The sequence below is a fragment of the Billgrantia antri genome (assembly GCF_017868935.1).
Lineage (GTDB): Bacteria > Pseudomonadota > Gammaproteobacteria > Pseudomonadales > Halomonadaceae > Halomonas > Halomonas antri.
In genome coordinates this window covers 1,501,978-1,528,369 of record NZ_CP053383.1, presented here as the reverse complement: position 1 = coordinate 1,528,369, position 26,392 = coordinate 1,501,978, and the positions used below count along the sequence as shown (strand labels likewise).

General features: G+C 62.3%; 21 protein-coding genes and 2 tRNA genes. 7 read left to right on the top strand and 16 right to left on the bottom strand.

What is annotated here, in order from left to right:
• Nucleotide 1: 1 nt before the first annotated feature.
• The 9 genes from sucD to sdhC form a co-directional block, all read right to left on the bottom strand.
• Nucleotides 2-874 (bottom strand): succinate--CoA ligase subunit alpha, encoded by an 873-nt coding sequence (gene sucD / locus HNO53_RS07205; protein WP_209477392.1) that lies wholly within the window; start codon nucleotides 872-874, stop codon nucleotides 2-4.
• Nucleotides 874-2,040 carry an ADP-forming succinate--CoA ligase subunit beta gene (gene sucC / locus HNO53_RS07200; RefSeq protein ID WP_209477391.1) on the bottom strand — a complete coding sequence of 389 codons (1,167 nt, stop codon included), beginning with the start codon at nucleotides 2,038-2,040 and terminating at the stop codon, nucleotides 874-876. Before sucC ends, sucD begins: the two co-directional genes overlap by 1 nt.
• 158 nt (nucleotides 2,041-2,198) lie before the next feature.
• On the bottom strand, nucleotides 2,199-3,638 hold the full coding sequence (gene lpdA, locus HNO53_RS07195) for a dihydrolipoyl dehydrogenase (RefSeq protein WP_209477389.1): 1,440 nt from the start codon (nucleotides 3,636-3,638) through the stop codon (nucleotides 2,199-2,201).
• Between the two features lie 51 nt (nucleotides 3,639-3,689).
• Complete coding sequence (gene odhB, locus HNO53_RS07190; RefSeq protein ID WP_209477387.1) at nucleotides 3,690-5,264, bottom strand: 2-oxoglutarate dehydrogenase complex dihydrolipoyllysine-residue succinyltransferase; 1,575 nt, start codon at nucleotides 5,262-5,264, stop codon at nucleotides 3,690-3,692.
• A 42-nt stretch (nucleotides 5,265-5,306) separates the two neighbouring features.
• Nucleotides 5,307-8,135, bottom strand: coding sequence for a 2-oxoglutarate dehydrogenase E1 component (locus HNO53_RS07185; protein WP_209477385.1), 2,829 nt, complete (start codon nucleotides 8,133-8,135; stop codon nucleotides 5,307-5,309).
• 253 nt (nucleotides 8,136-8,388) lie between these two features.
• Nucleotides 8,389-9,093, bottom strand: a complete 705-nt coding sequence (locus HNO53_RS07180; RefSeq protein ID WP_209477383.1) for a succinate dehydrogenase iron-sulfur subunit — start codon at nucleotides 9,091-9,093, stop codon at nucleotides 8,389-8,391.
• A gap of 14 nt (nucleotides 9,094-9,107) precedes the next feature.
• Nucleotides 9,108-10,880, bottom strand: coding sequence for a succinate dehydrogenase flavoprotein subunit (sdhA, locus tag HNO53_RS07175; RefSeq protein WP_209477381.1), 1,773 nt, complete (start codon nucleotides 10,878-10,880; stop codon nucleotides 9,108-9,110).
• A gap of 3 nt (nucleotides 10,881-10,883) precedes the next feature.
• Nucleotides 10,884-11,231, bottom strand: a complete 348-nt coding sequence (gene sdhD / locus HNO53_RS07170) for a succinate dehydrogenase, hydrophobic membrane anchor protein (RefSeq protein ID WP_209477379.1) — start codon at nucleotides 11,229-11,231, stop codon at nucleotides 10,884-10,886.
• Nucleotides 11,225-11,602: a succinate dehydrogenase, cytochrome b556 subunit gene (gene sdhC, locus HNO53_RS07165; RefSeq protein WP_209477378.1), complete on the bottom strand. Its 378-nt coding sequence runs from the start codon at nucleotides 11,600-11,602 to the stop codon at nucleotides 11,225-11,227. Before sdhC ends, sdhD begins: the two co-directional genes overlap by 7 nt.
• 461 nt (nucleotides 11,603-12,063) lie before the next feature.
• On the opposite strand from sdhC, the gene gltA reads away from it, so the two are divergent.
• Both gltA and HNO53_RS07155 read left to right on the top strand, forming a co-directional pair.
• Nucleotides 12,064-13,347: a citrate synthase gene (gene gltA / locus HNO53_RS07160; RefSeq protein ID WP_209477376.1), complete on the top strand. Its 1,284-nt coding sequence runs from the start codon at nucleotides 12,064-12,066 to the stop codon at nucleotides 13,345-13,347.
• A 145-nt stretch (nucleotides 13,348-13,492) separates the two neighbouring features.
• Entirely contained in the window at nucleotides 13,493-14,383 is an 891-nt protein-coding gene (locus tag HNO53_RS07155) for an NAD(P)-dependent oxidoreductase (RefSeq protein WP_209477374.1), read from the top strand.
• Between the two features lie 485 nt (nucleotides 14,384-14,868).
• Here the strand turns inward: HNO53_RS07155 and HNO53_RS07150 are convergent.
• From HNO53_RS07150 to gltX, 3 genes are all read right to left on the bottom strand, one after another.
• Nucleotides 14,869-14,944, bottom strand: a tRNA-Glu gene (locus HNO53_RS07150).
• Between the two features lie 29 nt (nucleotides 14,945-14,973).
• Nucleotides 14,974-15,049: transfer RNA gene (locus tag HNO53_RS07145), tRNA-Ala, on the bottom strand.
• A 74-nt stretch (nucleotides 15,050-15,123) separates the two neighbouring features.
• Complete coding sequence (gene gltX / locus HNO53_RS07140; protein ID WP_209477372.1) at nucleotides 15,124-16,602, bottom strand: glutamate--tRNA ligase; 1,479 nt, start codon at nucleotides 16,600-16,602, stop codon at nucleotides 15,124-15,126.
• 215 nt (nucleotides 16,603-16,817) lie between these two features.
• Here gltX and HNO53_RS07135 point away from each other — a divergent pair, with 215 nt between their 5' ends.
• Complete coding sequence (locus tag HNO53_RS07135) at nucleotides 16,818-17,441, top strand: helix-turn-helix domain-containing protein (protein ID WP_242597570.1); 624 nt, start codon at nucleotides 16,818-16,820, stop codon at nucleotides 17,439-17,441.
• Nucleotides 17,442-17,451: 10 nt separating this feature from the next.
• Here the strand turns inward: HNO53_RS07135 and HNO53_RS21635 are convergent, their stop codons facing one another.
• The 3 genes from HNO53_RS21635 to HNO53_RS07120 form a co-directional block, all read right to left on the bottom strand.
• On the bottom strand, nucleotides 17,452-17,820 hold the full coding sequence (locus HNO53_RS21635) for a hypothetical protein (protein ID WP_338034803.1): 369 nt from the start codon (nucleotides 17,818-17,820) through the stop codon (nucleotides 17,452-17,454).
• A 287-nt stretch (nucleotides 17,821-18,107) separates the two neighbouring features.
• Entirely contained in the window at nucleotides 18,108-18,440 is a 333-nt protein-coding gene (locus HNO53_RS07125; protein ID WP_209477368.1) for a TraR/DksA family transcriptional regulator, read from the bottom strand.
• A 168-nt stretch (nucleotides 18,441-18,608) separates the two neighbouring features.
• Nucleotides 18,609-19,208, bottom strand: coding sequence for a hypothetical protein (locus tag HNO53_RS07120; protein ID WP_209477366.1), 600 nt, complete (start codon nucleotides 19,206-19,208; stop codon nucleotides 18,609-18,611).
• Nucleotides 19,209-21,279: 2,071 nt separating this feature from the next.
• On the opposite strand from HNO53_RS07120, the gene HNO53_RS07115 reads away from it, so the two are divergent.
• From HNO53_RS07115 to dusA, 4 genes are all read left to right on the top strand, one after another.
• Nucleotides 21,280-21,453, top strand: a complete 174-nt coding sequence (locus HNO53_RS07115; protein ID WP_209477364.1) for a YqaE/Pmp3 family membrane protein — start codon at nucleotides 21,280-21,282, stop codon at nucleotides 21,451-21,453.
• Nucleotides 21,454-21,698: 245 nt separating this feature from the next.
• On the top strand, nucleotides 21,699-22,139 hold the full coding sequence (locus tag HNO53_RS07110) for a LexA family protein (protein WP_209477362.1): 441 nt from the start codon (nucleotides 21,699-21,701) through the stop codon (nucleotides 22,137-22,139).
• Between the two features lie 2 nt (nucleotides 22,140-22,141).
• Nucleotides 22,142-23,422: a Y-family DNA polymerase gene (locus tag HNO53_RS07105; RefSeq protein ID WP_209478556.1), complete on the top strand. Its 1,281-nt coding sequence runs from the start codon at nucleotides 22,142-22,144 to the stop codon at nucleotides 23,420-23,422.
• Between the two features lie 730 nt (nucleotides 23,423-24,152).
• A complete protein-coding gene (gene dusA, locus HNO53_RS07100) occupies nucleotides 24,153-25,190 on the top strand; it encodes a tRNA dihydrouridine(20/20a) synthase DusA (protein ID WP_209477360.1) in 1,038 nt (345 codons plus the stop codon).
• Between the two features lie 20 nt (nucleotides 25,191-25,210).
• Here the strand turns inward: dusA and HNO53_RS07095 are convergent, their stop codons facing one another.
• Nucleotides 25,211-26,242, bottom strand: a complete 1,032-nt coding sequence (locus tag HNO53_RS07095; RefSeq protein ID WP_209477358.1) for a succinylglutamate desuccinylase/aspartoacylase family protein — start codon at nucleotides 26,240-26,242, stop codon at nucleotides 25,211-25,213.
• Nucleotides 26,243-26,392: the final 150 nt, after the last annotated feature.

Below are 26,392 nucleotides of genomic sequence, written 5' to 3'. Positions count from 1 at the left end.
CTTACCAGCCGGTGACGTCCTTCAGCGCATCGCCGATCTCGGCCAGGGAGCGAACGGTACGCACGCCGGCGTCTTCCAGCGCGGCGAACTTCTCGTCGGCGGTGCCCTTGCCACCGGAGATGATCGCACCGGCATGACCCATGCGCTTGCCCGGAGGCGCAGTGACACCGGCGATGTAGGACACCACCGGCTTGGTCACGTTGGCCTTGATGAACGCGGCAGCCTCTTCCTCGGCGGTGCCGCCGATCTCACCGATCATCACGATCGCCTCGGTGGCCGGGTCCTTCTCGAACATCTCGAGGATGTCGATGAAGTTGGAGCCCGGGATCGGGTCGCCGCCGATGCCCACGCAGGTGGACTGGCCGAAGCCGTGGTCGGTGGTCTGCTTGACCGCTTCATAGGTCAGGGTGCCGGAGCGCGACACGATGCCGACCCGGCCCGGCTTGTGGATATGACCCGGCATGATGCCGATCTTGCATTCGCCCGGAGTGATCACGCCGGGGCAGTTCGGGCCGATCAGGCGTACGCCCAGCTCGTCACACTTGACCTTGACGTCGAGCATGTCCAGGGTCGGAATGCCTTCGGTGATGCACACGATCAGCTTGATGCCGGCATTGGCAGCCTCGAGGATCGAGTCCTTGCAGAACGGGGCCGGAACGTAGATCACGCTGGCCTCGGCGCCGGTCTTCTCGACCGCTTCCTTGACGGTATTGAACACCGGCAGGCCCAGGTGCTCCTGGCCGCCCTTGCCCGGGGTGACGCCGCCGACCATCTGGGTGCCGTAGGCGATCGCCTGCTCGGAGTGGAAGGTCCCCTGCCCGCCGGTGAAGCCCTGGCAGATGACCTTGGTGTTCTTGTCGATCAGGATGCTCATTACTTGCCCTCCGCTGCCTTGACGACCTGCTGAGCCGCATCGGTGAGGCTCGTGGCAGCGATGATGTTCAGACCGCTGGAAGCCAGCTTCTCGGCGCCCAGCTCGGCGTTGTTACCCTCGAGGCGTACCACGACCGGCACGTTGACGCCGACCTGCTCGACGGCACCGATGATGCCCTCGGCGATCATGTCGCAGCGCACGATGCCGCCGAAGATGTTGACCAGCACCGCCTTGACGTTGGTGTCGGAGAGAATCAGCTTGAACGCCTCGGCTACGCGCTCCTTGGTGGCGCCGCCGCCGACGTCAAGGAAGTTGGCCGGCTTGCCACCGTTGAGGTTGACGATGTCCATGGTACCCATCGCCAGGCCCGCGCCGTTGACCATGCAACCGATGTTGCCGTCGAGAGCAACGTAGTTGAGGTCCCAGGCGGCCGCTTCGGCTTCGCGCTCGTCTTCCTGGGAAGGATCGCGCATCGCCTGCAGGTCCGGGTGACGATACAGCGCGTTGCTGTCCAGGTTGATCTTGGCGTCGAGGCAGTGCAGGTTGCCTTCGTCGGTGATCACCAGCGGGTTGATCTCGAGCAGCGCCAGGTCCTTCTCGTGGAACAGCCGCGACAGGCCCAGGAAGATCTTGGTGAACTGCTTGACCTGGTCGCCTTTCAGGCCCAGAGCGAAGGCCAGCTCACGCGCCTGGTACGGCTGGGCACCGACCAGCGGGTCGATCTCGGCCTTGAGGATCTTCTCGGGGGTTTCTTCGGCGACCTTCTCGATCTCGACACCGCCCTCGGTGGAAGCCATGAACACCACGCGACGCGTGGTGCGGTCGACCACGGCGCCCAGGTAGAGCTCGCTGGCGATGTCGGTGCAGTTCTCGACCAGAATCTTGGCGACCGGCTGACCGTTGGCGTCGGTCTGGTAGGTCACCAGATTCTTGCCCAGCCACTGTTCGGCGAAGGCCTTGGCCTCTTCCGGGCTCTTGATCAGCTTGACGCCACCGGCCTTGCCGCGGCCACCAGCGTGAACCTGGGCCTTGACGACCCACATTTCGCCGCCGATCTTCTTGCAGGCTTCCGCCGCTTCCTCGGGGGTATCGACCGCGAAGCCCTTGGATACCGGCAGACCATAATCAGCAAACAGCTGCTTGCCTTGATACTCGTGAAGGTTCATCGATTCATGCCATTGGTTGCATGTGACTCGAATGGTAACCGCGAAACACCGCCTGCGACGGTCGTTGTCGGGTCACCCCCGTTCGCCCCCGGTACATCGCCGGGCACGACGCGCCATCCTGCGGGATGGCGCTTGTTGTACTGCATGAGCTGGCTTACTTACTTGCGCTTCTTGCGATTGGCCATGTGGATGGCGTGGCCGTCCACCGCCAGCGCCGCCTCGTGAATCGCCTCGGAAGTGCTCGGGTGGGCGTAGCAGGTCAGGGCCAGGTCCTCGGCGCTGGAGCCGAACTCCATGGCGATCACGCCCTGGGCGATCAGCTCGCCGGCGTGCTGGCTGACGATGTGCACGCCCAGGATGCGATCGGTCTCGGCGTCGGCGATGATCTTGGCCATGCCTTCCGGCGCGTTGTTGGCCAGCGCCCGGCCGTTGGCCGAGAACGGGAAGCTGCCGGTCTTGACCTCAATGCCCTTGGCCTTGGCCTCCTGCTCGTTCATGCCGACCCAGGCCACTTCCGGCGAGGTGTAGATTACACTGGGAATGGCGTCGTAGTTCATCTCCGCCTTGTGGCCGGCGATGATATCGGCCACCATCACGCCCTCTTCGGAGGCCTTGTGGGCCAGCATCGGGCCGCGTACGCAGTCGCCGATCGCATAGATGCCCGGCACGCTGGTGCGGCATTGGTCGTCGACGTGGATGAAGCCCCGCTCGTCGAGACCCACGCCGACGCCATCGTCGACCACCCCCTGGGTATAGGGACGACGGCCGACGCAGACGATCAGCTTGTCGAAGGTCTGCTCCTGGTCGCCGCTGCCGTCGCTGTACTTGACCACGACCTCGCCGCCCTTGACCTCGGAACCGGTGACGCGCGCGCCGAGCTTGATGTCCAGCCCCTGCTTCTTGAGCAGCTTCTGGGTCTCCTTGGCAATGGCGCTGTCGACCATCGGCAGGAAGCTGTCCATGGCCTCGAGCACGGTCGTCTCGGCGCCGAGACGACTCCACACGCTACCCAGTTCCAGGCCGATGACGCCGGCCCCGATCACGCCCAGGCGCTTCGGCACTTCGGTGAACTCCAGCGCCCCGGTGGAGGTGACGACGATGTCCTCGTGCAGCGGCGTCGGCGGAATCTCCACCGGCACCGAGCCTGCCGCGATAACGATGTTGTCGGCCTCATAGGTGGTCTTGCCGCCGTCGTGGTCGGTGACCTCGACCTGCTTGGCGCCGGTCACCTTGCCGGTACCGTCGATCGCGGTGACACCGTTGGCCTTGAACAGGGCGCTGATGCCGCCCACGTTCTTGGCGATGACGGAGTTCTTGAACTCCAGCATCTTGGCCACGTTTGCCTTGGGGGCTTCCAGATCGATGCCGATCTCGGCGAAGTGATCGCGCGCTTCGACGAACTTGTGGGATGTCTCGAGCAGCGCCTTGGAGGGAATGCAGCCCACGTTCAGGCAGGTACCGCCATGCACGGTCTTGCCTTCCTTGTTGACCCATTTCTCGACGCAGGCGGTCTTCAGCCCCAGTTGGGCGGCACGGATGGCGGCCACGTAGCCCCCGGGGCCCGCACCGATGACGATCACATCAAATTTGTCGGCCATGTGGTTTTCCTGTTGATCGGTTCGCGTTTGAGTCCGTTGATACGGGCGCCGTCAGATATCCAGCAGCAGGCGCGCCGGATCCTCGAGCAGCTCCTTGATGGTCACCAGGAACTGCACCGCATCCTTGCCGTCGATCATACGGTGGTCGTATGACAGGGCCAGGTACATCATTGGGCGGATCTCGACCTTGCCGTTGACGGCCATGGGACGCTCCTGGATCTTGTGCATGCCCAGGATGGCGGTCTGCGGCGGATTGAGGATCGGCGTCGACATCAGCGAGCCGAAGATGCCGCCGTTGGTGATGGTGAAGGTGCCGCCCTGCATCTCGTCGATGCCGAGCTTGCCGTCACGCGCCCGCTTGCCGAAATCGACGATGCCCTTCTCGACGTCGGCGATCTTCATGCTGTCGGTGTCGCGCAGCACCGGCACCACCAGGCCGCGGTCGGTGGAAACCGCCACGCCGATGTCCTGGTAGCCGTGATAGACGATGTCGGTGCCGTCGATCGAGGCGTTGACGTCGGGGAAACGCTTGAGCGCCTCGGAGGCCGCCTTGACGAAGAAGCCCATGAAACCGAGCTTGACGTCGTGGGCCTTGAGGAAGGTGTCCTTGTACTGAGCGCGCAGGTCCATCACCGCGCCCATGTCCACCTCGTTGTAGGTGGTGAGCATGGCGGCGGTCTGCTGGGCCTGGACCAGGCGCTTGGCGATGGTCTGGCGCAGGCGGCTCATCGGCACGCGCTTCTCGGGACGCTCGCCTTCGACGACGGGCGCCGCCACGGCGGGCTGCTTGGGCGCAGCGGCGGGCGCAGCGCTCTTCTTGGCCGTGCCGGCCTGCACGGCGCGCTGGACGTCCTCCTTGAGTATGCGCCCGCCCTTGCCGGTGCCGTCGATCTTGTTGACATCGAGGTCGTGCTCGGCGACCAGCTTGCGTGCGGCCGGCGCCAGGATCTTGTCGCCGATCTTCTCGTCGCCCGAACCGTCGTCGGCGGAAGCCGCCGGGGTCTTGTCGGCGGCCGTATCTGCAACGCCACCAGCGGCACCTTCGGTGAAGATCGCCAGTACCGCCTCGGATTCGACCTGGCTGCCCTCTTCGGCCTTGATCTCGGCGATGGCACCGTCGGCCGGTGCCACCACTTCGAGCACTACCTTGTCGGTCTCGATGTCGGCCAGCACCTCGTCGCGCTTGACCGCCTCGCCCACCTGCTTGTGCCAGGTGGCCACGGTGCCTTCCTGGATCGACTCGGGGAAGGTCGGCGCCTTCACCTCGTGCGACTTGCCGCCAGCAGCCGGCGCGCTCTTGGGCTCCGCTTTGGCTTCGCTCTTCGCCTCCGCCTTGGCATCGGCCTTCTCGTTGCCTTTATCGCTCTTCTGCTCGCCGCCCTTGGCGCCGCCTGCTCCGATCTTGCCCAGCACCTGCTCGGATTGCACGGTGTCGCCCTCCTCGGCCAGCACCTCGGAGAGGGTGCCGGCTTCCGGCGCCACCACCTCGAGCACCACCTTGTCCGTTTCGATCTCGACGATCAGCTCATCGCGCTCGACGCTGTCCCCCGGCTTTTTGTGCCAGGCCGCCACGCTGCCTTCGGCAACGGATTCCGGAAAGGTGGGCGCTTTGATCTCGGTAGCCATGTCGTTTCCCTTGTATGTTCTCTCTCGTCCCGGTGGAGTCGCTCAGACGTTGAAGGCGTCTTCCACCAGCTGGCGCTGCTGTTCGGTATGCACGGACATGTAGCCCGCCGCGGGTGCCGCCGATGCCGGACGACCGGCAAACTTCAGCTCGCCGCCAAGGCCGTTCTTGAGCATCTCGGCCACGGCCCGCATGTGGTGCTGGCTCGAGTACCAGGCGCCCTGGTTGAGCGGCTCCTCCTGACACCACACCATGCTTTCGAGGTTGACGTAGTCCTTGAGCGCCTCGAAGAGCTCCTCCTTGGGGAAGGGGTAGAGCTGTTCGATACGCACGATGGCCGTGTCGTCGCGCTCGTTCTCGGCACGCCAGGCCGCCAGGTCGTAGTACACCTTGCCGGCGCACATGACGACGCGCTTGACGCGCTGGGCGTCGAGATTGCCCTGGTCCGGCAGCACCATGTGGAAATGGCCGTTGGCCAGATCGTCGAGACTGGACGTCGCCTCCTTGTGGCGCAGCAGGCTTTTCGGCGACATCACCACCAGCGGCTTGCGCAGCGGGCGAATCACCTGGCGACGCAGCAGGTGGAAGATCTGTGCCGGGGTGGTCGGCACGCACACCTGCATGTTGTGCTCGGCGCACATCTGCAGGAAGCGTTCGAGGCGCGCGGAGGAGTGCTCGGGCCCCTGCCCCTCGTAGCCGTGGGGCAGCAGCATGGTCAGGCCGCACAGCCGGCCCCACTTGGTCTCGCCGGAGGAGATGAACTGGTCGACCACCACCTGGGCGCCATTGAAGAAGTCGCCGAACTGCGCTTCCCAGATCACCAGGTCGTTGGGTGCCGTAGTGGCGTAGCCGTACTCGAACGCCAGCACCGCCTCCTCGGAGAGGAAGGAGTCGTGGATGGTGAAACGCGGCTGACCGTCGGACATGTGCTGCAGCGGCACGTAGGTGGTGCCATCCTTCTGGTTGTGCACCACCGCATGGCGGTGGGAGAAGGTGCCGCGGCCCACGTCCTGTCCGGTGATACGCACCGGATGGCCCTCGTCGAGCAAAGTGGCGTAGGCCAGGGTCTCGGCGAAGCCCCAGTTAAGGCCCAGTCCGCCGGCCTGCATCTTGCGCCGGTCCTCGTAGATCTTGGCCACCTGGCGCTGCACCTCGACCCCGTCGGGGATCTCGCACATGCGCGCGGCGAGACGCTGCAGGCGCTTCATCTCGACGCCGGTATCGGCGTAGCCGCTCCATTCGTGACCGAGGTAGGGCTTCCAGTCGACGAACAGCGAGGTATTGGGCTCCTGCACCAGGGCGTTGGCCACGTGGTTGCCGGCCATCAGGTCCTCGCGATAGGTCTCGTTCATCGCCTTGGCTTCGTCTTCGGACAGCACGCCCTGCTCGACCAGGCGCTGCGCGTAAAGCGTCCGCGCCGAAGGATGTTCCTTGATCTTCTGGTACATCATCGGCTGGGTGCCAGACGGCTCGTCGGCCTCGTTGTGGCCACGGCGACGGTAGCAGACCAGGTCGATGACCACGTCCTTCTTGAACTGCTGACGGTAGTCCAGTGCCACCTGGGTAGCGTGCAGCACCGCATCGGGATCGTCACCGTTGACGTGGAAGATCGGCGCCTGGACCATCTTGGCGATGTCCGTGCAGTACTCGGTGGAACGCGTGTCCTGCGGATGCGAAGTGGTGAAGCCGACCTGGTTGTTGATGACGATGTGCAGCGTGCCGCCGGTCTTGTAGGCACGGGTCTGGGACATCTGGAACGTCTCCATGACCACACCCTGCCCGGCGAAGGCGGCGTCGCCGTGCACGTTGATCGGCAACACCTTGGTGCCTTCGAGATCGTCGCGACGATCCTGGCGGGCGCGCACCGAGCCCTCGACCACCGGCGAGACGATCTCCAGGTGGGACGGGTTGAAGGCCAGCGCCAGGTGAACCTCGCCGCCCGGCGTCATGACGTTGGAACTGAAGCCCTGGTGGTACTTGACGTCACCCGAGCCACGCTCGATCAGCTTCTTGCCGTCGAACTCGTCGATCAGCTCGGAGGGGTTCTTGCCGAGGATGTTGACCAGCAGGTTGAGACGACCACGGTGCGCCATGCCGATGACGACTTCCTTGACTCCGTAGCCACCGCTACGCTGGATCAGCTCGTCCATCATGGGAATGAACGCCTCGCCGCCCTCCAGCCCGAAGCGCTTGGTGCCGGGGTATTTGGAGGCCAGGTAGTTTTCCAGGCCCTCCGCGGCGGTCAGTCGCTCCAGCAGATGCTTGCGCACCTCGTTGCTGTACTTGGGCGCCGAGCGAACCGACTCGAAGCGCTGCTGCAGCCAGCGCTTCTCCTCGGTATCGACGATGTGCATGATCTCGCAGCCGATCGAGCGACAGTAGGTCTGCTCCAGCGCCTCGACGATCTCGCGCAGCGGCGCCTTGTCCATCCCCAGAAAGAAAGAGCCGGTCTGGAAGTCGGTATCCAGATCGGCCGGAGAAAGCTGGTGGAAGGAGAGGTCGAGGTCGGGAACGGGCGTCTGGCTGCGCAGCTTGAGCGGGTCGATATCGGCCTTCTGGTGGCCCCGGAAGCGGTAGGCGTTGATCAGCTGCAACACCTTGACCTGCTTCTTGCTCTCACCGCTGTCGGCGGCGGCCGTCGTGACCCGGCGCGCGCGTGCCAGTTGCTGGAACTGATCGCGTACGGGACTGAGGGGAACGTCATGGGTGGCGCTGCCTTCGACTTTAGGCAGCTGATCGAAGTAGGTCCGCCATTCGTCGGGCACGGAACCTGGGTCGGCGAGGTATTGCTCGTAGAGCGCTTCCACATAGTGAACGTTGCTGCCGCTCACGTGGGAGCTGTTCCACATCAACTCCATTATGCCTTGTTGCATCTCTCGGTCACCCTACACTGATGGGGTGTTGTCGGCGCCGTTGCGGGCCAGCCGCGACGGCTTGGCTGGTGCCCTGCCGGAGGGGCGTCTTCTCTATCCCGGCGGTTCCGGCCGCGAAACCGGAAACCTTGCGATTCATGCTCAAGAGCCGGCACCTGGGGCACCGGCTCTCCTGCTGTTGTCAGCCAGCCGGCCGCGACATGACGTCGCGGCCGAACTGCGGCCAGTATGATAGCAAGCTACGCGCCACGATTTAAGTGGCATTCGCAAGCAGCATGTCGCGAATCTTGCCGATCGCCCGCGTCGGGTTGAGCCCCTTGGGGCATACCGCGACGCAGTTCATGATGCCGCGACAGCGGAATACGCTGAACGGATCCTCCAGCTCGGCCAAGCGCTCGCGGGTGGCGGTGTCGCGCGAGTCGGCCAGGAAGCGGTAGGACTGTAGCAGGCCGGCCGGCCCGACGAACTTGTCCGGGTTCCACCAGAACGACGGGCAGGAGGTCGAGCAGCAGGCGCACAGGATGCACTCGTAGAGGCCGTCCAGCTTGTCGCGATCCTCCGGCGACTGCAGGCGCTCGATGGCCGGCGCCGGCTCGTCGTTCTGCAGGTACGGCTGGATGCGCTCGTACTGCTTGTAGAACAGCCCCATGTCGACCACCAGGTCGCGCACCACCGGCAGGCCCGGCAGCGGACGCAGCACCAGCTTGTTGTCCTTGACCACGTCGGACAGCGAAGTGATGCAGGCCAGGCCGTTCTTGCCGTTCATGTTCATGCCGTCTGAGCCGCACACGCCCTCGCGGCAGCTGCGGCGGAAGGCCAGGGTGGTGTCCTCGGCCTTGAGCATCTCCAGCACATTCAGCACCATCAGGTCGCGACCCTGGGTGTCGAGCTGGTACTCCTGCATGTAGGGCGCGGAGTCGGTTTCCGGGTTGTAGCGGTAAATGGATACCTGAAGCATCTCGTGACTCCCCCTTAGTAAGTACGGATTTTCGGCTCGAAGGTGTCGACGGTCTTCGGCTTGAAGTTGACGTCGCGCTTGCCGACCCGCTTCTCGGCCGGGAAGTACATGGAGTGCTTCAGCCAGTTGGTGTCGTCGCGGTCCGGGTAGTCATAGCGGGAGTGCGCGCCGCGACTCTCCTTGCGCTCCAGCGCCGCAATGGCGGTGGCTTCAGCCACTTCCATCAGGTTGTCGAGCTCGAGCGCCTCGACCCGCGCCGTGTTGAAGGCACCGGACTTGTCGGCCAGGTGCGCCTCGCCGATGCGTCCACGCAGGTCGGCCAGCTGCTTGACGCCCTCCTGCATGTGCTCCTCCTGGCGGAACACGCCGAAGGAGTTCTGCATGATGCTCTGCAGTTCGGTCTTGAGCGCCGCCACCGATTCGCCGCCGGTGGACTCGTTCCAGCGCGTGATGCGCTTCATGGCCGCATCGATGTCGGAGTCGGTGGCACCGAGGTAGTCGATGCCCTCGTTGAGCGCACCCTCGATGAACATGCCGGCCGCACGGCCGAACACCACCAGGTCGAGCAGCGAGTTGCCGCCCAGGCGGTTGGCGCCGTGAACGGAGACGCAGGCCGCCTCGCCGCAGGCGAACAGGCCGTTGATGATACGGTCGTTGCCGTCGGCATCCTGCATGATCGCCTGGCCGTGCACGTTGGTCGGAATCCCGCCCATCATGTAATGGCAGGTCGGCACCACCGGAATCGGCGCATTGACCGGATCGACGTGAGCGAAGATCTTGGACAGCTCGCTGATGCCCGGCAGGCGCTTGTTGAGCACCTCTTCGCCCAGGTGGTCGAGCTTGAGGAAGACGTGGTCGCCCTTCTCGCCGCAGCCGCGGCCCTCGAGAATCTCCATGACCATGGAGCGTGCCACCACGTCGCGGCCGGCGAGGTCCTTGGCGTTGGGCGCATAGCGCTCCATGAAGCGCTCGCCGTCCTTGTTGACCAGGTAACCGCCCTCGCCACGACAGCCCTCGGTGACCAGTACGCCCGCGCCGTAGATGCCGGTGGGGTGGAACTGCCACATCTCCATGTCCTGCATCGGGAAGCCGGCACGCAGCGCCATGCCGATGCCGTCGCCGGTGTTGATCAGGGCGTTGGTGGTGGAGGCGTAGATGCGACCCGCGCCGCCGGTTGCCATGACGGTGGCCTTGGACTTGACGTGCACCACTTCACCGGTCTCGATGCACATGGCGATGCAGCCCACCACGTCGCCGTTGGCGTTCTTGACCAGATCGACCGCGAACCACTCGTTGAGGAAGGTGGTGTTGTTCTTCAGGTTGTTCTGGTAGAGGGTATGCAGCAGGGCATGGCCGGTACGGTCGGCCGCGGCACAGGTACGCGCCGCCTGGCCGCCTTCGCCGAAGTTCTTGGACTGACCGCCGAACGGGCGCTGATAGATGCGGCCGTTGTCGAAGCGCGAGAACGGCAGGCCCATGTGTTCGAGCTCGAAGACCGCCTTGGGGCCTTCGGAGCACATGTACTCGGCCGCGTCCTGGTCGGTGATGTAGTCGCCGCCCTTGACGGTGTCGTACATGTGCCAGCGCCAGTCGTCGTTGGGGTCGGCTGAAGCGATGGCGCAGGTAATGCCGCCCTGGGCGGAAACGGTGTGCGAACGGGTCGGGAAGACCTTGGACAGCACAGCGGTTTTCTTGCCGGACTTGGCCAGCTCGAGCGCGGCGCGCAGGCCGGAGCCGCCACCACCGATGATGATGGCATCGTAAGACAAGGTACGCATGTTAGACATGAATCAGGCTCCCCACAGAACTTGGATGCCCCAGACCAGGAACACGAACACGGCCAGGATGATGACGACCTGGGCGACGAGGCGCACGGGCGTGGACTTGAGATAATCGGTGGTCACGGTCCACAAGCCGATCCAGGCGTGCGCGGCGAGAGAGATGAAGGCCAGCAGCGAGAAGATGCGCATCCAGGTCTGGGCGAAGAGCTCGCTCCAGGTTGCGTAGTCGAGCCCGGGGTTGAACAGCAGGTACGCGACGATGAAAACCGTATAGAGCGCCAGAATGACCGCTGAGACACGCTGAATCAGCCAGTCGGAGAGGCCGCTACGACCCAGATTGGTGATGTTGGTTACCATACCCAGACTCCCGCCAGAATGATCAGGACGGCACTCAGGACCACGGTGGCCTGTGCCTTCTTGACGCCACCTTCCAAGGTCACGCCATAACCGGCGTCCATGAACAGATGCTTGATGCCGGCCACGAAGTGAAATGCCAGGGCGGACAGCAGCCCCCAGGCCACCAGCTTGGCCAGAATGTTATGGGCCAGCGCATCCTTGACGGCCGCAAACCCCTCAGGGGATGACAGCGACTTGTCGAGGGCCCAGAAGGCGAAGATGAGGCCAACGAACAGGATGACGCCGGTGATGCGGTGAGCGATGGACGTCAAGGCGGGAAGCGGGAAATGTATCGTGGTGAGATCTAGGTTGACGGGTCGTTTGCTATTCACGGCTCTATACACACTCTCTTGGCTCGCTCTCCAACTGATGGGACCAGGTTCGAGCGGGCGGTGGTTTGAGGTAGGGGGCTCGCCGCTGCCGGGACGGGCATGACAACGAGTACCTGCCAGTCGCGCGGTGTGGATTATAGGGACATGAACCCCCAGTGACAAATGCGCACCGCCCTGACTCGACCATGGTACAAGCCTGCCGCAGCACGGGCGCCGAGAGCCGCCTGCACCATTGACGGCAAACCGGCGGCAAGCGAAGCCTCCCAGTGGTGCAAAGCACCATTTTTTATACATGCATTATACAAAACAACCACACCTGTACTAAGTAAAGGTCTCTTTGGCCCAATTGACAATCCCGGGAACGCTTCTATAGTGGGCGAACCTTTTTCGCGGGCCAGCGGTTCAACAGGGTTTGCGAAAGAATGAGTTAACGTTCTATTCGACTTCGAGAGGAGGCCAGAATGGCTGACAGGAAAGCGACACTGACGGTAGACGGCCTGGACAAGACGATCGAACTGCCGGTCTACTCAGGCACCCTGGGCCCTGACGTGGTCGATGTCCGTGGCCTCGGCGCCGATGGCCTGTTCACCTACGACCCCGGCTTCATGGCAACCTCCTCGTGCCAGTCCGCGATCACCTATATCGATGGCGCCAAGGGCGTACTGCTGCACCGCGGCTACCCGATCGACCAGTTGGCCAAGGAGTCCAATTTCGTCGAGCTGTGCTACACCCTGCTATTCGGCGAGCTGCCCAACGACGAGCAGTACGCCGACTTCGAGTCGCGGGTCCGTAACCACACCATGGTCCACGACCAGATCAACAACTTCTTCAAAGGCTTCCGTCGCGACGCCCACCCGATGTCGATTCTGTGCGGCGTAGTGGGCGGCCTGGCGGCCTTCTACCATGACCACATGGACATCACGGACGAGAAGGACCGGGAGATCAGCGCCATCCGCCTGATCGCCAAGATGCCGACCATCGCCGCGATGTCCTACAAGTACAACGTCGGCCAGCCCTTCAACTATCCGCGCAACGACCTGAGCTATGCAGAGAACTTCCTCTACATGATGTTCAGCAACCCGTGTGAGGAGTACAAGGTCAACCCGGTCTATGCCAAGGCCATGGATCGCATCTTCATGCTTCATGCCGACCACGAGCAGAACGCGTCGACCTCCACGGTGCGCCTGGCCGGCTCCACCGGTGCCAACCCGTTCGCCTGTATCAGCGCCGGCATCGCCGCGCTATGGGGACCGGCACACGGCGGCGCCAACGAGGCGGTGCTGAAGATGCTCGACGAGATCGGTGACGAGTCCGAAGAGAACATCCAGCGCTTCATCGACAAGGCCAAGGACAAGGACGACCCGTTCAAGCTGATGGGCTTCGGTCACCGCGTGTACCGCAACTTCGATCCGCGTGCCAAGGTGATGAAGGAGACCTGCGACGAGGTGCTGGCCGAACTCGGCATCGACGACCCCCAGCTCAAGATCGCCAAGCGCCTGGAGCAGATCGCCCTGGAAGACGAGTACTTCGTCGAGCGCAAGCTCTACCCCAACGTCGACTTCTATTCCGGCATCATTCTCAAGGCCATGGGCATCCCGACCAACATGTTCACGGTGATCTTCGCCGTGTCGCGCACCATCGGCTGGATCTCCCACTGGCACGAGATGCTCTCCAGCGATTACAAGATCGGCCGTCCGCGCCAGCTCTACACCGGCCATCCGCAGCGCGACTATCCTGCCAAGTAAGTCGGCGGGATGCGGCCTGGCCGCGCACGTACTCAACTACAGAAAGCCGCCTTCGGGCGGCTTTCTGCGTCTCACCATCGCATACGCAGGCCAGGCTAGCCACGCCAGGCGCCGGCGCTGCCATCCACAAGAGAGGGAGTATTCAATGCCAAACCAGATATCCACTGTCGCTTTCATCGGCCTGGGCATCATGGGCTACCCCATGGCCGGACACTTGGCCCGCGCCGGACTCAGCGTTCGCGTCTACAACCGCACCGGGGCCAGAGCCGAGTCGTGGTCCGCTGAGTACGGCGGCAGCTGCCATGCCACACCGGCAGAAGCTGCCGAAGGCGCCGATCTGGTGCTGGTCTGCGTCGGCAACGACGACGACGTTCGCCAGGTGACATTGGAGGAACAAGGCGCACTCTCCGGCATGCAGGCCGGCAGCCTGCTGGTCGACCATACCACCGCCTCGGCCGATCTGGCCGAACAGCTCGATGCCGCCTGCCGCGAGCAAGGCATCGGCTTCATCGACGCACCGGTGTCGGGCGGCCAGCAAGGCGCCGAAAACGGCGTGCTGACGATCATGTGCGGCGGCACGCCGGCAGACTTCGCTCGCACCGAGCCCATACTGAGCCACTACGCACGCGCCGTCAGCCTGATGGGCCCCGCCGGCAGCGGCCAGTTGACCAAGATGGTCAACCAGATCTGCATTGCCGGGCTGGTCCAGGGGCTTGCCGAGGGGCTGCACTTCGCCGAGCAGGCCGGCCTCGATCAGCAGCGCGTGATCGACGTGATCTCCCAAGGGGCCGCTGGCTCCTGGCAGATGGAGAATCGCCACAAGACCATGATCGCCGACGAATACGAACACGGCTTCGCTGTCAACTGGATGCGCAAGGACCTAGGCATTTGCCTCGAACAGGCGCGACGACTCCAGGCTCGCCTGCCCGTCACCGCCCTCGTCGATCAATTCTACGGCGACGTGCAGGTCATGGGAGGGGGACGCTGGGACACCTCCTCTCTCTTGCGCCGCCTGCGCACCCTCGGGCGTGGCTGAGCCGGCTCGCGCAAGCGGCCCGCGAGGAGTGTCCCCTACCCGCGACACTCCTCAGCGGGAAGTACCAGAAAAGTACTAGTCCAAGCTTGACAGCGACGCCATTACACGGAGCGAGTCGGGGCTGCACCTGAGTCTGAACGTTTTCCACACTTTCTGTGGATAACCCTGTTCACAACCGCAAGAAAACTCCATCAAATCGGCATGAGAAGGGGCCTGCTGTCAGATTGATCAAATTTTGACCGATCATAAGCCACTGATAAATATGGTTTTTTGCACCCGCACACAGAGAAGTCGCTGCTCCGGCGGATTACACACAGGAGGTCGGACAAGACATTGCACAAGTGGACAAGTCAAGCCCCAAACGCCGTAAAAATAGGCGCTTCAATGAGTTTTTCACGCAAGGAAACACGTCGTAACGCAATGACACGCAGAACGGCCAAGTGGCGCTGCATGGCATGAGCCGACAGAGGAAAGCAGAAAGGAAATGGCGTCCCATAGGGGGTTCGAACCCCTGTTCCCGCCGTGAAAGGGCGGTGTCCTAGACCACTAGACGAATGGGACGCAGCGTCATTCACGCATCGGCACGAAGGTGGTGGAGCCTAGCGGGATCGAACCGCTGACCTCGACACTGCCAGTGTCGCGCTCTCCCAGCTGAGCTAAGGCCCCACATACGTGTCGTGAAGACGGGGCGTATGTTACTGATTCACCCCATCTTCGTCAAGAGAGAAACGGGGGTTTTATTACAGGTCGCGGTACTCCTTCTCGAAGCGCTTGGCCTGCTTCTTGGAGACCCCGCCGAGCACCTCGATGGCGTGGCGCAGCCGCGCCCGGGTCATGTCGGAGCCAAGGATCGCCATGGCATCCATCACCGAAGTGCTCGCCGTGGAGCCGGTGACGGCAATGAAGACGGGCGCCAGGAACTCTTTCATCTTGAGCTCGAAGTACCCGGCCAGGAGCTTGACCTCGGCGAGCAGCGCCTCCTTGTGCCAGGCCGGTACCGCCTCGAAACGCCACACCAGGAACTGCAGCAGCTTGAGCAGCTCTTCGCGCTCTAGCTTGACCACGTCGAAGTCACTCTCACGCAGCGCGGGCACACCGCCGAAGAAGTGGCCGGCAAGCGGCGCCACCTGGGACAGCGTCTCCACCCGGGTGCGCACCTGCGGCAGGATCTGGCCGACGTATTCCGCGTTGAAGGCCCACTCCATCAGCGCCTCGAGGAATGCCTTGTCGTTCAGATCTTCACGGATATAAAGCCCGTTGAGCCAGGTCAGCTTTTCCAGGTCGAAGACCGGCCCGCCCAGCGATACCCGCTGGATGTCGAAGTGCGTCATCATCTCGTCGAGACTGAACTTCTCACGCTCGTCGGGCATCGACCAGCCCATCCGCCCGAGGTAGTTGATCACTGCCTGCGGCAGGAAGCCCATGCGCCGATAGTAGTTGATCGAAGTGGGGTTCTTGCGCTTGGAAAGCTTCGACTTGTCCGGATTGCGCAGCAACGGCATGTGACACAGCGCCGGCATCTGCCAGCCGAAGTACTCGTACAGCAGCTGATGCTTGGGCGCCGAGTTGATCCACTCCTCGCCGCGCAACACATGGGTGATACCCATCAGGTGGTCGTCCACCACATTGGCCAGGTGGTAGGTCGGCATGCCATCCGACTTCAACAGCACCTGAGCGTCGACCTGTGCCCAGTCGACCTCGATGCTGCCGCGCAGCATGTCGTCGATCACGCAGGTACCACTGGCCGGCACCTTCATGCGCACCACATAGGGCCAGCCCTCGCGCTCGCGACGCGCCTCCTCCCCTTCCGGCAGCGCCAGATCGGACGGCTTAAGCGCGAGATGCATTCCGCTCGCCTTGCGCGCCTCCCGCAGCTCATCCAGCTCTTCGCTGGTGCGGTAGCACTTGAAGGCGTGCCCTGATTCGATCAGCTGGCGCGCATATTCGGCATAAATGTCGCCACGTTCGCTCTGGCGGTAGGGCCCATGCGGGCCGCCAACATCAGGCCCCTCATCCCACTCCAGGCCAAGCCAACGCAGCGAGTCGAGAATCATCTGTTCGGACTCCTGCGTGGAACGCACCCGATCCGTGTCCTCGATACGCAGGATGAACTGCCCGCCATGCTGTCTCGCAAAGCAGAGGTTGAACAATGCGATGTAGGCGGTTCCCACGTGCGGATCGCCGGTGGGTGACGGCGCAATGCGAGTACGTACAGTCATGTCATCCTATCCAGTCGGGTAAGCGTATGGCGGCATTATACGCACCTGGATCGACGCAGACAGCCGCGCATCGTCCACACAGACATGGCTGACGCGGCCCGGCGAAATATAGGATGATTCTTATTATCAGGGAATCACCTTGCAAAAAGTCAATTTATCGTTGACGTGTTAAATTTGCACAGTTAACCCAGATCATTGACTATCGTCATACTTTAATGTCTTACGTCGCCAGGTTGAATGAAATGGACTCATTGGGGCAAAGAATCAAGCGCTTACGGTTACAGGCGAACCTGAACAAGGCTGCACTGGCAAGAAAGGTCGGGGTATCTGACGTTACGATCTCGTATTGGGAATCAGGCGCCATCAAGCAGATCGGCCATGAGAGACTGGTAGCGCTGGCGGACGCTCTGGGCTGCTCGCTGGGGCAACTGCTCGAAGGTGATGCAAAGCTGACACCCACCCCCCTCTATCTTCGCGGCCAGCCTCCCGTACCCTGGCTGGATTCCAACGCCAACCAGTTCACGCTATCCAACGAGATATTGGCAGGTGTCGATTGGCAGGGTGAGTGCTATCTCGTCACGCCCGCGCCGGGAGAGCGGTTCGATCATCTCGATAGCGGCGACCTTGCCGCCTTCGGTCCGACGGAGAGTTGCGATCAGCCTGGGCACTATCTTATCGAAGGAGCCGGTGGTCTCTACATCGGGCAGCTCGAATATGGCGAGAGCGGCGAACTACTGTGCCGCGGCGGGAAAGATGCCACGGCGGCGCCCGCTCCACTGGAGACGACCGAGCGGGTCGTGGGAAGGTTATTGGCTCGCTGGCGCAAAGATATCGCCTGAGGCTCCTCCTTCACTCGACCTCCAACACGTCTGCCTGATCGGTAGCCCGGCGTGGCTCACTGCCGATCAGGTAGCGACGCGAGTAGCTGGCCACCTGCCCCAGGCCATGGCGGCCACTCTGAACCAGCGGCCCTTCGAGATGCTCGCCCTTGTCGCCGATTCGCTCGCGCACGGTAGCGGGCTGAACGCTGGACTCCAGTAGTTTGACGGTCAGGGTGTAGCCACCATCGGGAAGGCCACTACCCGGCCCGAATGGCCCTCCAACGAATCGCCTCTCCGTTACGGAGGTGCGCGATTGCCAGCGTACGCCGCTCAGCTCCCGCTCCACCACGAGCTGAAGTCGCGCGCCGTCAGGCAGGCTGGTCTCTCCTTCGATCATGAGTCGACGGTCGTCGCGAAGGGAAGCCGATACGTCAATCTCGACCGGCAACGGGGCCACGTCTGGACTAGACGCCTTCGCCTCATCCGGCTCAGTGGAGACGTCAACCGACTGCACCTGTTCGGCTTCCAAACTGTCACTATCGCCATCACCACCACAGCCCGACAGCCAAAGCACTGCCAACAACCCCATGCAGGACCGACGCCATACCCTCATGCCTTTCTCCAGACCGAAAGTCGATTCCCTAGGCTAGCACTGCGATGGTTGGCACGTCCCGCCCGGGCAGGTCAAGGCTCACCCTCCTGCTCGGCACAGTCAAGACAGAGCGTCGCGTAGGGAATCGCCTCGAGGCGTCGGGGATCGATCGGCTCAGCGCAGCGTTCACACAGCTCACCCTCCCCCTCGTCGATACGCTCGAGGGCATGCAGAACCTGCCTCAACTCCTCTTCGGCTTCATCCTCCAGCGCATCGATCACGTCTTCGTTTTCGAGCTCGATGGCCTGCTCCTCCATGTCCCGATCCAACGGGTTCTCCAGGCGCATCTTGTGCACCTTGTAGCGATCCACGCGTTCGATCAGCTCATCGCGGAGAGCTTCGAGCAGGGCTTGGCGCTGTTCCATCACCTACCTCCTGAGCAGTCTGCCTTACTTCTACATAGCACAGGAAACATGCGCCGACTCGTCCAGCCACCGGTACGCCATGCGTGCCTGACAGCATAAAAACGAAAAAGGCCACGGCTGCTCTTCCGGCAGCCGTGGCCTTGTGGCCCAGCACCCTCTGGCTTGGTGTCAGCTCCGCTCTCGCATCAAGGCTGCCTGCCTAATCTCGGCGTAAGGCATGCAGCGTGAGGGTTGTTCACCGACCAAGGCCAGCCTCGCGGCTATCTCACTGCACTCACCATGCGCATGGAAAGGCCCGACCGGCTGTATCGTTCCTTGGGTATACAGCGTGAATCCATGTGGCTCCGTAAGAAATCGCTCTCGGTCGTCTAGCCGATCGTATGCGCCGACCATCCGCGCTGCATCGGTAAAAATGTCGCACAGGGTTGCGTAACGCGACACGGACACCGAGGCCTGCTCCAGCTGTCCCGAGCTCAAATGCTCTATCAGCAGGCAGTAAGGGTTTTGTGTGTCGAGGGTACTGGGATAGTGCGCCAAGGTATCGCCTTCGAGATGCATGCGCTCAGCCGCGCCATAGGCAACGGGGACAGACGCCTGCTCGTGTCCCCCGGTCTCAGGCTCCATGCCAACGGCCGTATTCATGCCGAGGCCATGCCCATGTGGCCAGAACAGCACCCACGACATGAAGATGGCAAACAGCGCGATAGCGATACTAGGACCTTTGTCGTCAAGAAATCTTGATCCTGCCTTCCATGTTAGCTCGATCATTCTTCTTCTCCTGCATCAGTCCCGGTGAGGCTTGCGTTCAGCCCCTGGTTCAAACTCCTTTCATGCTCGTTTTCGTTCAATATCAATGGGATTGGCCGTCTCCAGACCAGTCCCATTGGGCTGGACTACAGTGCCAGCGCAAGAGGGAAAATAAATTAACTTGCGTTAACTTTTGGCGCAGGAAATTTTCCTTTCGTTACTGCAACGCCCTCTCGTCTCGCTGCGCTTGGGAGCTCGCCCTGTACAGGCGTCACATGACAACCTGCCGCCATTGCTGCAGGACGACGCTAAAGAGAGAATAAAGAAAAGAAAGCCCGGCGCGAGGCCGGGCTTCAATTCTTGGTTCCTTTCCAGCTCACCATGACGACCCTGTCATGCATCCCTGGCCTCATCGAGCCTCCTCTGCTCGGTCTTCCCTATTTCCCGCCTCCTTGCGAGATACTCACCAGCCTAGTGATCAGACGCGAAACAGGCCAATGAGCATATTACATCGCTCCCCTAGCAGCGAAAGCTTTTGTCAATGCCGGGGTTTGCAGAGGCCTCATCCTGTCCCGCCGGGCACAGGTACACTCTCTACTCCAGACCGGCACCTTGCCTCCAGAGCGCAGGCAAGGTAAGCCCGGCCATTCAGCCGGGCTCGGTTCGACTCCTTCCACACTTCCTGGTGTCCTTTCCATCATTCCTTGAGTACCAGACCTTCCTGGTCCCTTCTTCCCTGAAGAGCCTTCCTGGCTCAACCATGGACAGCTTGCCAGATCGATCGAGAAAATAATGCTGCCATCGTCTTCTCGTTCTGTAAGACATTGCCGACAGAGGATGTAATACTCCGACCATTCGCACCAACCCGCAGCACTTTTCTCTCTTTTATGGCCGGCCCTGCGCTATTCAAAGTCTCAACGGGGGAGCACCTGCCGAACCACGACCACAGATTCAGGAAATTTCGATTAAAACAGTTACAAAGGAAACAGCCCTCACCGAGAGGCGAGGGCTGTCAGAGGCTTCCTACAGATAAACACCGGGAACTCCCTGGCCAAAGTTGACGTCCTGTCGCTACTGGCCTTCCCTGTTCCTTTCCATCGGCTTTCCTAACCCAGCAAGGCATTCTGCCTTGAAGAGCATCCATGCCTTTTTGCATCTTCAGAATAGTTCGGCCCCAAGGTTTATCAAGAAGAATTAGGCAATTCTCGGTGTCTAAACGTAACGAAACGAAGCGAAGCGAAGAGGACGGTCGACTCATCCGCCTGGCTCGCGGATAATGCAGACGCTTGAAAGAAAAAGCCCGGCCAATGGGCCGGGCTATATTCCTGCCTCCTTGCACCTTTCTCAAGCTTCCTGCTCGAGCGTCCTTGGTACGTGAGCCTTCCTTGACTCGATCTTCCCTGTCGGGCTTTCCCTGCCCTGTACGCACACAATGACAGCTCTCTCGGCAGGATTCTTTAACCTGGGATAAGCCATTACATGAGGAGCGTGCCAACATGCATGCCCGACTTGGGGAGGCGGTTCTCGCGATGACATGAAGGCAGCTATGCGAGCAGGGAAGCGCGGCCAATCGTCAATACGGACGAAAAGAGCCCCAGCGACAGCCAGGGCAGGCGAGAAGAGACGCAATATTTTGGCGAACCCTCGAGAACGCGAATCCAAGGCATCTCTCGCAAGGCAGGCATCTATTGCAAGGCAGGCATCTGTCATGAGGAGCCTCGCTACGGCAGCAGGCGCAGCGAAAAAAAGCCCGACCACTGGGGCCGGGCCTTCAATCAACGCTTCCCTATCGACCAACCTTGGGCTCCCTGTCCAAGCATCCTTGGTTCTGAGCGCTCCATCGCTCGGCCTTCCCTGTAGGGCTCTCCCTAGCCCGTTATTCCTCAGCGTAGTTGCTTCAGCCGAAAAGCGGTTTAATCCAAGTTATCAGACGACGTAAGAAATTCGCTCCGCGTTTGTACGAAATAACTTACATCCCCCTGCTCGTAAGTCTTGTTTGGACTATCGAAACAGAGAGTTAGCCCATGCAGACAACGCCTGAGAATACGCTAAGCTTGATACAGGATCGAGAGCGCTACCCAAGGAGTTGGATATGGCATTTACCGCAACGGACCCCATCAAGATGATCTTTGCCCTCCTGTTACCGCCAGTCGGCGTGTTTCTGGAGGTCGGCCTGAAGGGGCATTTCTGGCTCAACATCCTGTTGACGATCCTGGGTTTCATTCCGGGTATCCTTCACGCGTTCTACGTGATTTTGAAGCACTAACCCCTCCTGGCCCTGAAGGAGGAGCGTACACGACTGACCCGGCCGAGCCCGGAAGCCGGGTCTTGCCCTCTAACCAGCCCATGGCCTGCCTCCCCCAGCGGATCCGGCAGGCCATCTCCCCTGTCGCTTCTCGCCTGGCCCTCTTGCACGCCCAGAAGCTAACTTCCATTAGCGTTTGCCTGTTGCCTGAGAGCGACGATGTCGCGAATACTGTATAAAACTACAGATTTTCAAAGGGACTCACAATGACACTGGCAAACCTCATCCCGGCTCACCCCGAACCGCCGTCGCTCGCGCTGCCCTACCCCTTGGCAGTCGGCCGAGCCGGCCTCTCAGGCTTCCCCAGCCCGGCGCAGGACTACGAAGGCCGTACGCTCGATTTGAACGAACGGCTGGTGAAGCGCCCCTCGGCGACGTTCTTCATGGGCGTGACCGGTGACAGCATGGTGCGCTTTGGCATCTACGATGGCGACCTGCTGCTGGTCGATCGTTCCCTAGAGCCACGGCCGGGACATATCATCGTCGCCATGGTCGACGGCGAGATCACAGTGAAGCGCTATGAGCTGCGCGGCCAGGTGCCGTGCCTCTGCTCGGGCAACCCACGCTATGCGCCCATCCCACTCGTCGACATCGAGTGTCAGGTTTGGGGCGTCGTCCGATCGGTCATCCATGAGTACCAGGTATGAGCATGATCGGCTTGGTCGACTGCAACTCGTTCTACGTCAGCTGCGAGCGCGTGTTCCAGCCGCGACTGCGCGGCGTACCGGTAGGCGTGATGTCGAACAACGACGGCTGTGTGATCGCCCTCTCCAACGAGCTGAAGTCGCTTGGTATCAAAATGGGCACGCCGGCGTTCGAGCTTCAGCACCTGGTGCGCCAGGGCCGCATCCACCTGCTGTCGAGCAACTACGAGCTCTACGGCGACATGAGCCAGCGGGTGCAGGCCGTGCTCGAGGAGTTCGCTCCCGCTGTCGAGCCCTACTCCATCGATGAGATGTTCATACGGTTCGAGGGTTTCACCCAGACACAGCTGCTCGAGCATGCCCGGCAACTGCACCATAAGGTCCGCCAATTCACCGGCATACCCGTCTGCGTGGGCGTCGCCCCCTCGCGAACTCTGGCCAAACTGGCCAACCGGGCGGCCAAAAAAATACCCGCCTATGGCGGCGTATGCGTGCTCCAGCCCGGCAGCGAGGAAACGCAGGTCCTGCTCGAAAAACTCGCCCTGGGCGATGTATGGGGCGTGGGACGGCGGCTCGTCGAACGCCTGGCGCTGATCGGCATCAAGAGCGCCTGGGACCTCGCTAAGGCCAATCCCAAACGCCTCCGACGGCAGTTCAGTGTCACCCTCGAGCGTACCGCCCTGGAACTCCGGGGTATCAGTTGCATCGAGATGAGCGACTTCCTTGAGCCGCGCCAGCGCATCATGACCAGCCGCAGCTTCGGCAAGCTCACCGACGACCTGGCCGAGATCCGCGAGGCCATGCGCCAGCACGGCCAGCGCGGTGCGGAGAAGCTGCGCCACCAGCGCAGCCTGGCTCGCGCGGTGCTGGTCTTCCTCAAGACCAATCCGTTTCGTACCGACCTGCCCCAGTATTCGCCCAGCCTAGCGGTTGAGCTGCCCCGACCCACCGACGACAGCCGCGAGATCCTCCACGCCGCTGGCGAGGCCCTGCAGCGGATCTACCGCCAGGGCTACCTGTACCAGAAAGGCGGCGTGATGCTGCTCGACCTGATCGACGCCGACCGCCAGCAGCTCTCGCTGCTGGATACGCTGCAGAGCGACACCGAGCGCCAGCGCAGTGCAAAGTTGATGGGCGTGATGGACGAGCTGAACCACAGGATGGGGCGCGGCACCGTGAAGTTTGGCACGCCCAGTCCCGGTGCCGCCTGGCACCTGCGTTGCGCAAGCCTCACCCAGCGCTATTCGACAAGGTGGGATGAGTTACCGCGCGTCCAGGCAAGATAAAAGAGCCCTGGCCGTAGCCAGGGCAGGCGCGATGAGACGCGCTTCTTTGGCGAATCCATAGAGCACGCGAAACCAAAGCGTGACTCGCAAAGGCAAAGCCCTGCCATGGGGGGCCAGTCGCCAAGTAGGCTTACAGAAGTAGGCCTACAGCCTACAGAAAGAAGCCCGACCACTGGGGCCGGGCTTTCTAACAACGCTTCCCTATCAAACCAACCTTAGGCTTCCTGCCCAAGCATCCTTGATTCTGAGCTTTCCATCGCTCGGCCTTCCCTGAAGGGCTCTCCCTAGCCCGTTACACCTTAAGGTAGTCGCTGCGAGTGAAAACCCTGCTAACCCAGGTTATGGAATGCTGTAAGAATTCGCTTCGTTTTGTAGGCGGCCTCTTACAAAGTCACTAGCAGGGTAGATCGACCCTACTTCATCGTTGCCGGGCCGGTTCACGGCCCGCTCCCATCCAGTGCTCGTTTATTGACGCATGATGCACAACATGACAGATCGCTGCACCTTGCACCTACAGAGCGGAACAGGCCCCCTGTGCTGGGCACGCTGCCCCTTCTTGCGTACAATAATCGGCCATTTCATTTCCTGCTCCCCGCAGCTCGACGGCGCGCGACCACAGCGTCGCTTTGGCGAGCGGTAAACACGTCGTTACCCTGAAGGAAGCGCAGTAGTTTGAGGCGAAACGAGCCGGATCAAACGGTAGCGACGGCAGAACCTCTGGAGGCCATTGATGAGCAACACGACTGGAAACGACCCGCTGGCTCGGGCGCGCCGGTTTTCTGTGGCCCCCATGATGGACTGGACGACCAGGGACCAAAGAGCTTTTGCCCGTACCCTGACCCGCCACGCGCTGCTGTATACCGAGATGGTGACCACCGGCGCCATCCTGCACGGCAGCCCGCGCGAACGTTTCCTCGGCTATGACGAGGTCGAGCATCCCCTTGCGCTGCAGTTGGGCGGTAGCGACCCCAGCGAGCTGGCGGAGTGCGCGGCCATTGCCGAGGCGTGGGGCTATGACGAGGTGAACCTCAACGTCGGCTGCCCCAGCGATCGGGTGCAGAACAACATGATCGGCGCCTGCCTGATGGGCCACCCCGAGAAGGTCGCCGCGGCGGTGCGCGCCATGCGCGCGGCGGTGCGCATTCCGGTGACGGTGAAGTGCCGCATCGGCATCGACGACCAGGACGAGGATGCCGACCTCGAGCGCTTCATCGCCACCGTGGCCGATGCCGGCTGCGAGACGTTCATCGTGCATGCGCGCAAGGCGTGGCTGCAAGGGCTCTCGCCCAAGGAGAACCGCGACATCCCGCCGCTCAACTACCCGCGGGTGCATCGCCTCAAGGCCAGTCGACCGGAGCTGCACATCGGCATCAACGGTGGCATCAAGACGCTGGACGAGTGCCGCGAGCAGCTGAGCCATGTAGACAGCGTGATGGTCGGACGCGAAGCCTACCAGAACCCCTGGCTGCTGGCCGGCGTCGATCAGGCGCTCTACGGCGAACCCGGGCCGGCCATGAGCCGCCATGCCGCCGCGCGAGCGTTCCGCCCTTACATCGCCCGCCGGCTCGAGGAAGGCGCCAAGCTCAACCATGTCACCCGCCACCTGCTGGGCCTGTTCCAGGGCCAGCCGGGCGGGCGCCGCTTCCGTCGCCATCTGTCGGAGAACGGTCACCTCGACGGCGCCTGCCTGCGGGTATACGACGATGCCCTGAGCCTGGTGCCGGAAAAGAGCGACTACGAAGCCGAGCCCCGTCTCGCCGAAGCTTAGGACTTTCGTCCATTGCCCCGTCAGTAGAGCGGGTCGGGCGGCGGCTCGAGGCTGGAGTGGAAGTCCTCGATGGCGCTCTCGGCCTCCTCGATGGCATCGAAGCGGGCGATATGAAATAGCGCCTCGCCTTCGTTGGCCAACGGCAACCGACTCATGCCGATCACGATGCCGTCGGCCATGGCCTTGACACCGGCCTCAGCATTGCCGAAGGGGTCGGCCACCTTTCCCAGCACGTCGCCCTTGGTTACCCGTGCGCCGAGGCGCACCTTGGGTCGCAGGATGCCGTCGATGGGCGCCCGCGCCCAGCTCGAGCCGTTGGCCAGCTCCGCCGCCGGCGGCGGCCGGCGGCGATGCTCTCCCGCCAGCATGCCCAGCCGGCGCATGACGCGCAGCACGCCTCGCACGCCCGGCGTGATCGCCCACTCGTCGAAGCGCAGCGCCTCGCCGGCCTCGTAGGTCAGTACTGGAATGCCTCGCGTCTGGGCGTAGTGGCGCAGGCTGCCTTCGCGCAGTTCGGCGTTGAGGATGACAGGCGCGCCGAAGGCATTGGCCATGCGCTCGGTCTCGCTACCCCGGCTGAGCTGGGCACGGATCTGCGGCAGGTTGGTACGGTGGATGGCTCCGGTATGGAGGTCGATGATATGCGTCGCGTGATCGACGATTTGCTCGCGAAACAGCGCCGCCACACGGGCTCCCAGCGAGCCCGTCTCGCTGCCGGGGAAGCAGCGGTTGAGATCGCGCCGGTCCGGCAGGTAGCGGCTGTGCTGCATGAAGCCGAAGACATTGACGATGGGCACTGCGATCAGGGTGCCGTTGAGCCCTTGGATCTGCTTCGAACGCATCAGCCGGCGCACAATCTCCACGCTGTTGATCTCGTCGCCATGAATGCCTCCGCAGACCAGCATGACCGGCCCCTGGCGGCGGCCGTGCACCACTTCGACAGGGATGTGCAACGGCGCATGGGTGTAGAGCCGCGCCACCGGCACGTCGACCTGGAGACGGCTGCCGGGTTTGATCTTGACGCCATTGAGCTCGAAAGATGCGCGGGGCATTGACCTTCCCGGAATAGAACAGTGTTCGATCCGTTATACCTTGCCGCTGCGTGGAATACGAGGGATAGGCTGAGATGGCATCATGCGCGAAGCATGACATACATATACGAATGTAAGCGTGTCATCCCTGAGTTAGAATGTCGAAAACAT